Origin of the sequence: Myroides indicus, assembly GCF_004364575.1 — a bacterium.
GTDB lineage: Bacteria > Bacteroidota > Bacteroidia > Flavobacteriales > Flavobacteriaceae > Flavobacterium > Flavobacterium indicum_A.
This window is the reverse complement of sequence record NZ_SOAG01000005.1, coordinates 127,608-139,743: the sequence shown is the minus strand read 5'-3', so window position 1 is coordinate 139,743 and position 12,136 is coordinate 127,608. Positions and strand designations below refer to the sequence as shown.

Sequence of the window (12,136 nt, the reverse complement as noted above, 5' to 3'; positions counted from 1 at the left end):
AATCAAAAGGATTATAAACCACAATTTTATTTGTTCAAAAAACAACGAAAGAGAATTGAAACCTTGTTCTCGCAATTGTGCGACCAATTTATGATGAGACGTAATTACGCCAAGACATTTGAAGGTTTCAAAACCAGATTATTAGCTAAAATAACGGTGTTAACAGTTGTACAATTCATCAACAAAGAATATTTCAATAGGAATATCAATAACTTAAAAGTGAGTATTATTTAAAATGCACAACGGGTTTATCACTTATTCTATATCAAACGAAACAATGCAGAAGTGTAAGAAGTATACTATTATCTTTTTTGTAACTATTTTCAGTTTACTGAAATTGGTTAATTTGCATTGTTATACCCATAAAGTAGATCACATTTATGGAAAACCTTGTCATATATGTGAACTCGTTTTACTGGACAATAATACTCCATTACTATTAAGTGAAGAAGTTCTATTTGTTGTATTAGGGATAGTTATCATTAATTACAGAAAACCTATTTATTACTCTTTAACTATATTACATAATAATATAGTTAAATATTTCTTTTCTCGTCCACCTCCTGTATTAAATAATTGATTGGCAGCTTTTGTGTTATAAACAGCTTTAGTAGTATTAATTATTTAATTGATTTAAGACATTACTAGTGTCTTATTTTACATTTATTATGGTAGAAATAAAAGTTGATAGGAGTGAGCAGTTGCTTGCTTCTGGTGCTGATATTGTTCCTGAATCTGTACTAAATGAGAATATAATTTCCAAGAAAAATTTTACATTAGATTCTTTTTCAACCGAATCAATAACTATTGTAAGAGGCGAGATAGATGAAAACTATCTTCTTTTTTTCAATGAAAAACTCACAGAATCAGGTACTGTTGTTTTACATTTTCAGATAGAGGGGGAGTTGTTTAATAATAGAGAAGTTTTTGAATATAATTGCAGCAGGGCTGAGCAACTAATTATTAGGTATCCTAGTTCTCCTGTTATCCATAGTTTTAGAGTAAAGGGAACATTTTTTCGTATTTATATAAAAAGTAGTTTAGTAGATAAGTACTTACAACAATTTGAAGCCTTTAACTTTGAAGAAAATGAGCCTTATACCTTTACAAATATTCATCCAATGCCTATAACAATATGCATGGATTTGTTGTTGCAAAAATTTATTAATAATAAAAAAGAAGGTGTCTTAAGAGCTATTTATTTTGATAGTATGATTCTCGAACTAATGCTTTTACAATTAGAACAAATACAACAGCACCACTGCTCTTTACAATGTACTCAAAAGAAGCTTCACATCGATAAGATGTATAAAGCAAAGGAGATACTTATTCAAAATTATAAAAAACCACCAACATTAAAGCAGTTAGCCATTGAGCTTGGTACTAATGATTGTACTTTGAAAATTGAGTTCAAAAAGGTTTTTGGAGTGTCAGCTTATGCTTTTTTATCAGATTATAAAATGGGTATTGCTAAAGACTACCTCTTAGAGAATAGATTATCTATTGCAGAGATTAGCGAAAATCTGGGATATAAGAATGCAACGCATTTTACAGCAGCGTTTAAAAAATATCACGAGATAACTCCCAGTGGATTTAAAGCGCAATATGGAAGGTAATTTTGCTACGTAAACTAGAAGCAAATATAAGTTTTACTTATTTCGTCTTTCTTATTTCGTATATAGCCACCACTTATTTTAGAAGGCAGACTACTTTTACAATTAATGATTGTTAATGCCTAGAATAAATATTTGATAGCTATACTTTAATTTTTTTCAAAGTTGTATCGTCCCAATGTCAGATATCTAAACAAGAAGAATTAAAAGTACTTTCTCAGGCGCTTATACAGTAACTACGAGATAGTTAATATTGAATTTATTAATTGGTTTGTAAATGGCTGAAAGTTATAGTTAGCTTTCAGTCATTAATCTAATGTTAAAAATTAGATCAATTGAATATGTAACAAAAAGGATAATTCAGGCTTCAGTTTTATGAAGCTAATTAATCGACATTGATAAATTGATAAGTTCTGATTACTTATTCAGTAAGTATTTAATCAAGTGAGGAGAAGTAGTTTAAAAAATTAAATGAGAAAAAATAATTAAAAAAAAGTTACCAGTAAATATCTTAAATGGTTTTCTTGATGCACGTAAGACAACAGTACTCAATCATATATTACATAATAAACAAGGATTAAAAATAACAGTTATTGTTCCATCGTCGGTGTCACTGAGCTTGTCATTGGAAGGTGTGATTGAAAATTATGAAGAATATGATGATATTATTCCTTCATCAAAAGAGCGCTTAAAGAAATTGAAATTAAGGAAGTTAATTTATGAATTACGACAAACCCTGAAGAAAAGCATCGAAATCGTCCTCCTTATCCAATTCAAATTTTTGTTTCAAACGGTATTTTGCCATGCGGACGCTTTTGGGTGTAACATTTAAGAGTTCGGCTATTTGCTTGGTGGAAAATTGGAGGGAAAAATAAGCACAATAGCGCAGATCGGTTTGGGTAAGTTTTTCAGAGGCTTTATCCTGTAATTGCTTGAAAAACTCTGGATGAATAGCTTGTATTTCTGAGCGGATCAGGTCAAAATCACTGTTGATTCTCAGTTCTTCTTTGATAAATTGATTGAGCTGGGGATGTTGGCTCTCGGCAGTTGCTATTTTTTCTTTTAATTCCTTGAGCGATTCGGCGCCACGTTCTATTTGCAGCATCCCGACCATCAATTCCTTTTGCAATTGTTCTTTCTCCTGTGCGATTAAAGTTTGTTCAGCTTTTAATCTTGCCGCTTCCTCATCTTGAAGCTTTTGCCGTTCCAAAGCATATTTTAGCCTAAATCTATAAGCTATAAACAAAAACAATAATCCTGTTATAGTAATAATTGCTATGGCACTATACAGCCAAGTCTGTCTTTTTTGAAAAGCATTCTTTTGGTGTAGCAATTCCAATTCTTTATTCTTTTTGTCATTCTCATATTGCGCTTCCAGCTGTTGAATGATTTCGGTCTGTTCCGAGTCGAAAACCTTTTTATAAGTCGCCACATATTTTTTATAGTACTCCAAGGCCTGTTCAGGATCTCCCTGTTTTTCCTGAAGTGTAGCCAGTAGTTCCAGGTTTTTTAGTTCCAGGTAGTAGTTCGGTGAAGGGAGGGAGTCTGCAAGAACCCTTTGTGTCAATAATGCTTGTTCAGCTGCAGCCCAATTGGCCGATTGCATATGGATTTTGCTGAGTATTGCATATGTGTTGGCCTGCATCTCAATATTATTGACTTCTTTTGAAGTTTGCAAAGCAAGATTCACGTATTCCATTATATCTTTTCTCTTTAAAGAAGAATCATATTCCAAGTACAGATTCGCTAGATACAATGCAGATAGTGCCACAACACTTGGATTCTTGGTATAAGTCTGATGTTGCTTGTAAAGTGAAATGGATTGTTCAAAAGCATCTTTCGCCGCCTGAAGATGGATAGTGCGCCCCTTTTGCTCGAATAGATCTACTTCATAGGTGCCTTTGATCTGCCAAGCTTTAATCTCGGCGTCTATATCTTTGCTTTTTTGTGCGCTTTCTAGTGCTAGCTCAGCGTATCTAGATGCTTCCTTTTGATTTTCGCGCTCCGCATATATTCCGAACTTTAGGTAGTAAATACTTGACAGATACTTTTGTCCATCATTCTCTTCCAACATGGGGATAGCTTTTTCCCAACTTTCAAATGCCTCTTCAGGTTTGTTTTGTAAGTTTTGCAAATAGCCCATTCTGAAATAGGCAATTCCTTTATAAAGTTCGGATGCATTTTGTGCATGGTAAAGCATGCTATCCGCAGCTTGTTGTGCAGCTATTCCATCCCTTTGGATCATTTCAAACTGAACCTGTTGTGACCAGGCTAAGCAGAGACCATCTTCGTACCGCTGTTTTTGGGCAAGTGCAATGGCTTTTTTATTGGCTTCAATAGCCTTATCAAGTTGGTCTAAAGGGGTGCTATTTGCCAATTGACACAAGCTTAAAATTCGAGTTTGGGTGTCTAATTGAGAATTGGATAGCAATACCTCCAGCGAATCACTAGCTGCTTTTTGAGCAAGCGCAGGCGTCCATAAAATGCATAGGAGCTGAATAAAAAATATATAAAAAAGCCAAGTTCTTCTCATCTTATTTCTACTTGGCATCAAATATAGAACAAAAAATAGAGCTTCTATTAAGCTTACATAACACATTGATATTCAGTGTTTGTTTTTGCATGTAGACGCTTTGTAGACGCCATAAATAATGAAGTTGTCTACTTATTAGCATATTTTTGCTCATGTTAATTAGTTAATGCCGCATCATCCCTAATGATAGTTGAGGTATGGGCGAACAATTGAATCAAAAGGGTGCAAAACATTAAAACCTATCGCTTTTATATCACACAACTTCAACCGACCTACTTATTTTTGCTGAGTCTGTTGGGAGGTTTGTTACTGATGATAGCTATTCCTGTTGTGTTCTTATTAAAGCATCAGGGGCAATCCATTTACATCCTATATCTGATGGGCTTTGTACTGATGGCGATGACAGGCGGTATTATACAAAGCGTTTGGAGATGGCGAAAAGTTCGTGCAAAACATGCGGAACCTGAAAAGATAATTCTAAGAACAAACCGTCTCGATTCTCACTATTTTGGTACTATTCGATTTGAGGACATCAATAGCTATAGCATAAGGCAAAGCTTACCATGGATAAATTGGAATATGGCTTTTCCAACTCTAAAAATAAAATTACAGAACGAAAAAGTCATTCGGTTTCACCCCAAGCCTGACCAAAACAACACCGAATTGGAGGAGTACTTAAAATTCTTATCTGATTTCACTAGGTATTGGGAGGTTTATAAACAGAATTTGAATAAAGAAACTAGTTTTTCTTCAAAAAAGACAATCTCCTCTCTTTCACCGCAGGGAAACGAATATGAGCCAGCGATGCGGGCAATTGCTAAAGCTCGGAAGAAAAAACTACGAAAGAATATTGTAATTCCTTTTAGTTTTATTATTGGTTTTGTCTTGTTTGCTCGATTTTTTGGCGGCAAAATAATCGAATATTACAAAACAAAACCTATGAGAGATATGATGACATATTCTCAGCAACGTATAGACCAGTATCCCGTATTGTTAAGAAATGCAATTGCGGAGGAGGGCGCAATATATATGTACACCAACGATAGCTTAGCCAAGCTTCGCTTAGTTCCCTATATCAAGAGTACAAAAATTGAGGAGCTAGATCAGTTGAACGCACTGAATAAAGATACGCAGATCCTGAACTTTTTGACTCATACGAAAGAGAGAAACTTCTATCTGTATCTACAAAATGAAAAGGGAGCTTGGAAACAACTTAAAAGCTCTGAAATAGGAAAGCCAAAAAAACTTAAATCTATCAAGTTTCTATTGGACAATAGCGAGGAAAAAGATACTGCCTCAAACTTAGGTTTACAACTTGTTGGAAATTTTATTTTCGAATCCGAAGCAGAACTTAAAAAGCAGCTGCATCGACATGCACCCAAGTTTAACAATCGCAGCCATTCTAAACAGCTACAAGCTTCTCAACCGAAATGGTACCTTATAGCTATGGAAAGTGAAGGAATGGATCTAGAAAGTTTTCAAATAGCCTCAAAAACTATTGTCGAATTTTTAAATAATGATCAAGATATTACTTCTTCATTTCATCTGTATAAGCATAACGGAAATGGGGATCCAGTTGAAACTCCCCCAGAGGAAATCACAGATTCTTCAATAAAAGAATTGCAAGAGACAATAGAAATAAGAAAACGTATTAAAGGGACATCACATAAAAATCAATAGAAATTCGGATGAGAAAACATACACTTAATATAGGTTCACATTGGTTAACTAATTTGATTATCGTATTAGGTATGCTTAAGTTGGCAAAAGCGCAAACCAGCTTTATAGTAGATGATTTTTTGGAAGAATATTATATCAAGTTGACTGTAGAGCCTGAAACAGATGACTCCGAAATACAAACCGTAAGATTCCATGTGTTTGACAAACAGAGTGACAAAAAACTTACAACCTCTTCTGCAGATTGGAGCAGTCGATACTTCACACAAAACTTCCCACAAGCAGAAGGCATATCTGTACCCTATCAAGAGCAGTCTTGGTTTTTGTATGAAGATATTAAATTTGATAGAATTAAAGACGTTGTGCTTCCTCAAACTTATATCGTGCTTTTTGAGAGCATCCCCTCACAGGGATTTGTAATATTTAAAAAAAATTGAATAAGCTGAATTAAGAAAACTATGGTAGGAATATTATACTTGATCTATTACTTTGCCATTACGCTCTGGTATGTTTACCTCTTAATAGGAGGGCTGTTACTATTCTTAGCTAAAAAGTGGTTTATAGTCACTACTTCTTTAGGCGGTAAGATAGGAAGTGGCTTCCTGATCTTTATAGGTGGATTAATCCTGATGCTAGGAATATATGGTGCTTACGTTTATTTAGACAATCAGGTGTTTTATAAATGGCGGGCGGAACTCAATGATCGTAAGCTAGAGCGTACACAAAACACGGTGTTGGATACAGATTTAGACTTTCCTAGGCTTTCTTTACCCAAAGGGACACGCATAAGATGGCGCAATAGATTTGATGTTAAGAAAAAAGAACACGCTACTTTAGACGATATTTGGTGGGTAACACTTTCAGAATCTACAGATTTTTTTGGGTTTGTTTTTGATAAAGATTGGAGTGTGTATCTAAGGGAAGAAACTATAAGAGGTCATCTGCTGGATGTCCAATATATAGCAGGGTTGCCCGTGTGTGGAGAAATTGTTCTCAGCAAAGAGGGAAAGCCAATTCAGGCACATATTGCCGAGAACACAAAACTTAATGGACAATCTATAGCTAAAAACAGTATAGTTTATTTTGAGGTGGATGAAGAATCTCAAAAGAAATACATTCGGATAGTTCATCCTGAAGGTAGAGACTGTGAGTTTACATTTGAGTTGAAAATAGATAAAAAATGATTAGAAACAAACAAACACTTAGCAAAAAAGAAAGAAAAGACTTAATCATGCGTTATCGTTCTGCGCAAGCAAATAAGTGGGTAGGTCTGATACTTACTGGTTGTTTAACTTACTTAAGCTACCTCCTTATTCGTTTGGTTTATGATGAAATACGGTCAAATCGTTACAGCATAAAAGATGCGGAGATCATTGATTTAGGATTAGTAGTATTAATTTTTGGCACGCTTGCTATCTTCACGGTATGGATTACGATATTTGCTTTTCGATGGATGTTCTTGGCATATCGCAAGAAAGCAATATTGTTTGAAAAAGATAAAATACACTCTAAAAAAGAAGTGATCCGAGGGCAGCTGGTCGGAGTAGGTGGACGCAGGCAAGGATTCAGTTTCAAGTTTGATAATGGTGAGGAAGTTTCCGTTGATTTTAGTTATCTCATTTCTGGAGGATATAGGATAATCAATTCAGCTATATTGACAAATGCTGAAGTAGAAATCACTAGACTCCCTCACTCTCTGCTGTGTTATGGAGTGCGTTATATCCAGCTCTCGGAACAAAAGCAGGAATTAATGCAGGGAACACAAAAACAGGTAACAGTATCCGGAACAATTACTTTTGCCTTTGTTTTTGAGGTAGGATTGAAAGTTAAATACAAAGGAATCATCAAATTAGATAGACCACAAATGATAATACAGATTGGAAACTATCCAATAAAATTGGCTGTAACAGAACTTCCGATTCCTGGATCCTATACGAAGCAAATAGTACAGAAATACATGGAAATAGAACTATGAAAAATTAAAAACAGATGGAAAAAGCAAGTTTTAAATTTAGATTGATCAAAGCCAAATACATTTACAGACTACTTGGTACTATTATAGGTGGATTTGCACTGCTCATATCCCTACTCTTTATTGAAAGTTTTTTCTTAATTAAAAACTCTAGTTATATTGAGTCAGCTACTTTTTTTATTATCCTCTTGATAGTAATGATTTGTGGGTATTGCGTTTTTAAGATTATTCAATCTACACGCCAAGGACGCGAAACCGTAACTCTGTCTCCATCTGGAATACAATCCAAAGTATTTGGAGATATTCCCTATGCAAAAATTCACTCCTATTGGATAGACCTGAAGTTCACTTGGTTGAATTGGGATAATCCTGCTCCGGGACTAAAGATTCGATTGAAAAATAATACTTTAATAGCTTATGATCTACTATCCAAAAACAATGAAGAAGGAAAACAAGAAGCAGAGGTGTATTTTAGTTTCGTACTACAATTTATGGATCAGATGAAGGCTTTAGATACGCAAGGTGAATTGTACGAATCCTATTTTAAAGCCTTAGCCAAAATTGAAAAAGCAAGAAAACGAAAAAACAATCCACCCGTTTATCTCTATGCTATACTCCTGTTTGTTTTTGGTTTAATCTTATTCTTAACAGCGCTCGTTAGATAGATAAGGATAGCATTAAAGGGTACTTACCAATTCAAATTCAATTAGGTTTCTTTGAAACTGCTAATATTGAACTAAGTACTACTAAAAGAAAAAAATAATATAACTATAAGCCACAATTCTCTTTATACAAAAAGCTAGAAAAAGAATTTAGATTTCATTTTTATAGTTATGTAATCAGTTTATGATCAGACATAATTACGCTCAGTCATTTGACGGATATAGAACTATAGATATTAACTAAGATAACTAATTTAATAAAAATGCGGTATATGAATAAATTAATACTGCTAATTTTTTTTAATAATTTAAAGAAACGGGTTGTTTAAAATATATAATGGATTTTATTAATACTAAATTTAAGTAAAATAAATGAAGATAAAAAACGAATTATATTATTTTATAAGGCTATTCTTCTTATGAGTTTAAGGTTTACATATAATTGAGTCCTTAAAAAAAATTATCTGCTGAAGAGTTTTAATGCATCACCTATATTAGCAACAAAATTAACATGTTTTCCTTTGTTACTTTCATAGATAAAATCCCTTAAACTATTACTTGTAAATTTTGAAAAGTCTCCAATTATTACTAGATAGACTCTATAATTAGAAAACTTTTGAAGAATATCTCCCGCAATTTTGTTTTTTAAATCAAAAAAGTCTGTGGTTAGATTTTTCTGATGAATAATTACTTTATCAATATCTTGGAAGTATACATTCCCTAACAATTCCAGTGCATCTTCAGTATGTTTAATTATTTCTTTATCTGAAATTATTTCTGCAATTGTTGTATTGTTTATTTTGTGAGTTCGAATATTCATTTTTAGTGATTCTTTTAATTAAGATAGATAGAGCTTTATTAGTTTGTTTAAAAAACATACATAAATTTTTTCTTTAGTGATAGAATGCTTCATTTATTACCACAGATAACAAAAGTAAATATATTAATCAGGTACAAAGTTTATGATATTAAATGGTACAAAGCAAAACATTTTGTCAGTTTAAATATTCATCGTAATATTGCGATATGTAATAGCGTATTAAACAATGGGAGTAACAAAATCAGAATTATTTAGTGATAAAAAGAATAGATTGTCGCTTATGTTTAAGGTTTTAGGGCATCCGGCAAGACTTGCCATTCTTCAGTATATTATCAATCAGGAGGCTTGCATTTGCAATGATTTAGTAGAAGAGCTTGGTTTGGCTCAAGCCACTATTTCACAACATTTAAAAGAGCTTAAGAATAGCGGACTTATCAAAGGAACAATTGAGGGTAAATCCGTTTGTTATTGTATTGACGATACCGTGTGGAATGAATTTTTTAAAGAGTTTGAATTATTCTTCACTCAAAAAATAGAAGCAAGGGATTGTTGTTAATACTTTTTATGTATAATCATCGTAATATTGCGATTATAAGTAAAACTAAAATAAGTAGAGTATGAAATTATCAGAAGTAAAAGCAGTTTTAGCAAATCTAGATCGAGTAGATTTTCAATTTGAAGATGGAACGTTTGTAGCAGAACACTTCCATATAACAGAAGTAGGTCAAGTAACAAAAAAGTATATTGACTGCGGGGGGACAATAAGAGAAGAGGTTAAAGTAAATTTCCAATTGTGGAATGCAGATGATTATGAACATCGCTTAAAAGCAGGTAAATTGCTTAATATTATTCGCTTGTCAGAAACAAAATTAGGTATTGTTGATGCAGAGATTGAAGTAGAAGTTCAAGGTAAAGAAACAATAGGAAAGTATTTCTTAGCATTTAATGGAACTCATTTTTTATTAAAAAACACATTGACAGCTTGTTTGGCTGAAGATGCTTGTGGAATTACACCAAGTAAACAGGCAACTCCAACTAGTTGTTGCGATCTTAACGCTGGATGTTGTTAATCTTTAATAAGTAAAAGATGTATAAGGCATTATCAGCTACAATTAGTACTATAGTTGAATCACAAATGATAAGTGATAGTAGAAAAGAAGTTTTGGCTCCCTTGGTGGCTTATATTCAATCTAAGCTTGATTCAAAATCTCCAATTCGAATCAATTTTATCTGTACACATAATTCAAGAAGAAGTCATTTGACTCAGATTTGGATGCAAGTAGCGGCTAGTTACTACGGTATTCCAAATGTTACTTGTTATTCAGGAGGAACCGAGCAAACAGCTATGTATCCCATGGTTGCTACAGTTCTGAAAGAACAAGGACTTGACGTGTTTAAAATTGCAGAAGGAGAGAATCCTATTTATGCTATAAAGTACAGTGATAATGGAGTTCCTATTATTGGGTTTTCTAAGAAGTACGACGCTGCTTTTAATCCAAGTGGTGATTTTGCAGCCATAATGACTTGTTCACAGGCTGATGGAGGTTGTCCTTTTATAGCAGGTGCTGAGCGAAGAATCCCTATTACATTCGAGGATCCTAAGGCATTTGATGGAACAGCAAACCAACAAGCAGGATATTTTAATCGAAGTATTGAAATTGCAAGTGAAATGTTTTACATCGTATCACAAATTAAAAAGTAGGTTATGCAAGTTAGAATGAAATTTTTAGATCGATACCTAACTCTTTGGATTTTCTTAGCTATGGGGATTGGTGTTTTGATAGGCAATGTATTTCCAGGTGTTTCTAATGTAATGGATAAACTGTCTACTGGAGCTACCAATATTCCGCTGGCTATAGGGTTAATCATCATGATGTATCCTCCACTGGCTAAAGTTGATTATAATCTGTTGCCCATGGCTTTTAAGGATAAGAAAGTACTGAGCTTATCTCTTTTCTTAAACTGGATTGTAGGACCTGTTTTAATGTTTGTTTTAGCTATTATTTTCATGCGGGATGAACCAGATTATATGGTCGGTCTAATTCTAATTGGTTTAGCAAGATGTATTGCTATGGTAATTGTATGGAATGATTTAGCGAAGGGCAATAGAGAATATGCTGCCTTGCTGATTGCCTTAAATAGTGTTTTCCAAGTGCTGTTTTACAGCTTCTTTGTTTGGCTTTTTATCAACGTACTACCTTCTTATTTTGGATTTGCTGAGTATGCTATTTCAATTAAGATGAGCGATGTTGTACAAAGTGTGCTTATTTATTTAGGAATTCCTTTTTTGGCAGGATTTTTAAGTCATAAGTATTTCATTAAAATAAAAGGAGAGGATTGGTTTAAGCGTAAGTTTATCCCTTTTATCTCACCCTTTACTTTATATGCTTTACTGTTTACCATTGTGCTTATGTTTAGCTTAAAAGGAGAACAAATTGTTCAGTTACCTATGCAGGTAGTTAAAGTTGCTATTCCACTTGTTATCTATTTTGTATTAATGTTCTTTGTTAGTTTCTTCGTAAATAAGTCAATGCAGGTGGATTATGATAAAAATGCGGCTATTTCTTTTACTGCAGCTGGTAATAATTTTGAATTAGCGATTGCTGTTGCTATTGCTGTATTTGGAATTCATTCGCCTCAAGCTTTTGTTGGAGTTGTCGGACCTTTAGTTGAAGTTCCTGTGTTGATTCTACTTGTACGAGTGAGTTTATGGATGAAAAAGAAGTATTATACAAAGTAAGAGCATTTTTGCAATCTCCAACGTTTGTAATGCACAACAAGGATAATAATATCACTTTTATTCGATTTTTGAAATATAAAAAAACCGTCCCGATTTTTATAAAAGAGACGGTTTCCTTT

The 12,136-nt window shown here is 33.4% G+C and carries 13 protein-coding genes and 1 pseudogene; 12 read left to right on the top strand and 2 right to left on the bottom strand.

Annotated elements, in window-relative coordinates:
* The 3 genes and pseudogenes from C8P70_RS03565 to C8P70_RS14210 all read left to right on the top strand — a co-directional run.
* The coding region (locus C8P70_RS03565; protein ID WP_166666165.1) for a transposase at nucleotides 1-234 on the top strand (234 nt) is incomplete at its 5' end.
* A 434-nt stretch (nucleotides 235-668) separates the two neighbouring features.
* On the top strand, nucleotides 669-1,616 hold the full coding sequence (locus tag C8P70_RS03560; RefSeq protein ID WP_133711967.1) for a helix-turn-helix domain-containing protein: 948 nt from the start codon (nucleotides 669-671) through the stop codon (nucleotides 1,614-1,616).
* Between the two features lie 481 nt (nucleotides 1,617-2,097).
* Nucleotides 2,098-2,215, top strand: a pseudogene (locus C8P70_RS14210) (GTP-binding protein); the annotation flags it as partial.
* A gap of 122 nt (nucleotides 2,216-2,337) precedes the next feature.
* Here C8P70_RS14210 and C8P70_RS03550 read toward each other — a convergent pair.
* Complete coding sequence (locus C8P70_RS03550; protein WP_133711966.1) at nucleotides 2,338-4,146, bottom strand: transcriptional regulator; 1,809 nt, start codon at nucleotides 4,144-4,146, stop codon at nucleotides 2,338-2,340.
* A gap of 222 nt (nucleotides 4,147-4,368) precedes the next feature.
* On the opposite strand from C8P70_RS03550, the gene C8P70_RS03545 reads away from it, so the two are divergent.
* The 5 genes from C8P70_RS03545 to C8P70_RS03525 are packed head-to-tail and all read left to right on the top strand — an operon-like array spanning nucleotide 4,369 to nucleotide 8,460.
* A complete protein-coding gene (locus C8P70_RS03545) occupies nucleotides 4,369-5,826 on the top strand; it encodes a hypothetical protein (RefSeq protein WP_133711965.1) in 1,458 nt (485 codons plus the stop codon).
* 8 nt (nucleotides 5,827-5,834) lie between these two features.
* Nucleotides 5,835-6,260 carry a hypothetical protein gene (locus C8P70_RS03540; protein ID WP_133711964.1) on the top strand — a complete coding sequence of 142 codons (426 nt, stop codon included), beginning with the start codon at nucleotides 5,835-5,837 and terminating at the stop codon, nucleotides 6,258-6,260.
* A gap of 21 nt (nucleotides 6,261-6,281) precedes the next feature.
* On the top strand, nucleotides 6,282-7,007 hold the full coding sequence (locus C8P70_RS03535) for a hypothetical protein (RefSeq protein WP_133711963.1): 726 nt from the start codon (nucleotides 6,282-6,284) through the stop codon (nucleotides 7,005-7,007).
* Complete coding sequence (locus C8P70_RS03530) at nucleotides 7,004-7,798, top strand: hypothetical protein (RefSeq protein ID WP_133711962.1); 795 nt, start codon at nucleotides 7,004-7,006, stop codon at nucleotides 7,796-7,798. The genes C8P70_RS03535 and C8P70_RS03530 overlap by 4 nt, the downstream gene beginning before the upstream one ends.
* A 14-nt stretch (nucleotides 7,799-7,812) precedes the next feature.
* Nucleotides 7,813-8,460, top strand: a complete 648-nt coding sequence (locus tag C8P70_RS03525; protein ID WP_133711961.1) for a hypothetical protein — start codon at nucleotides 7,813-7,815, stop codon at nucleotides 8,458-8,460.
* 457 nt (nucleotides 8,461-8,917) lie between these two features.
* Here the strand turns inward: C8P70_RS03525 and C8P70_RS03520 are convergent, their stop codons facing one another.
* Nucleotides 8,918-9,277, bottom strand: a complete 360-nt coding sequence (locus tag C8P70_RS03520) for a DUF4180 domain-containing protein (RefSeq protein WP_133711960.1) — start codon at nucleotides 9,275-9,277, stop codon at nucleotides 8,918-8,920.
* A 226-nt stretch (nucleotides 9,278-9,503) separates the two neighbouring features.
* Between C8P70_RS03520 and C8P70_RS03515 the strand changes: the two genes are divergently transcribed.
* The 4 genes from C8P70_RS03515 (at nucleotide 9,504) to arsB (ending at nucleotide 12,017) form a co-directional block, all read left to right on the top strand.
* Nucleotides 9,504-9,833 carry an ArsR/SmtB family transcription factor gene (locus tag C8P70_RS03515; RefSeq protein ID WP_133711959.1) on the top strand — a complete coding sequence of 110 codons (330 nt, stop codon included), beginning with the start codon at nucleotides 9,504-9,506 and terminating at the stop codon, nucleotides 9,831-9,833.
* Nucleotides 9,834-9,894: 61 nt separating this feature from the next.
* Nucleotides 9,895-10,347, top strand: a complete 453-nt coding sequence (locus C8P70_RS03510; RefSeq protein WP_133711958.1) for a DUF6428 family protein — start codon at nucleotides 9,895-9,897, stop codon at nucleotides 10,345-10,347.
* A 17-nt stretch (nucleotides 10,348-10,364) separates the two neighbouring features.
* Nucleotides 10,365-10,979, top strand: coding sequence for an arsenate-mycothiol transferase ArsC (locus C8P70_RS03505; RefSeq protein ID WP_133711957.1), 615 nt, complete (start codon nucleotides 10,365-10,367; stop codon nucleotides 10,977-10,979).
* A gap of 3 nt (nucleotides 10,980-10,982) precedes the next feature.
* Nucleotides 10,983-12,017, top strand: a complete 1,035-nt coding sequence (arsB, locus tag C8P70_RS03500; protein ID WP_133711956.1) for an ACR3 family arsenite efflux transporter — start codon at nucleotides 10,983-10,985, stop codon at nucleotides 12,015-12,017.
* Nucleotides 12,018-12,136 lie beyond the last annotated feature (119 nt).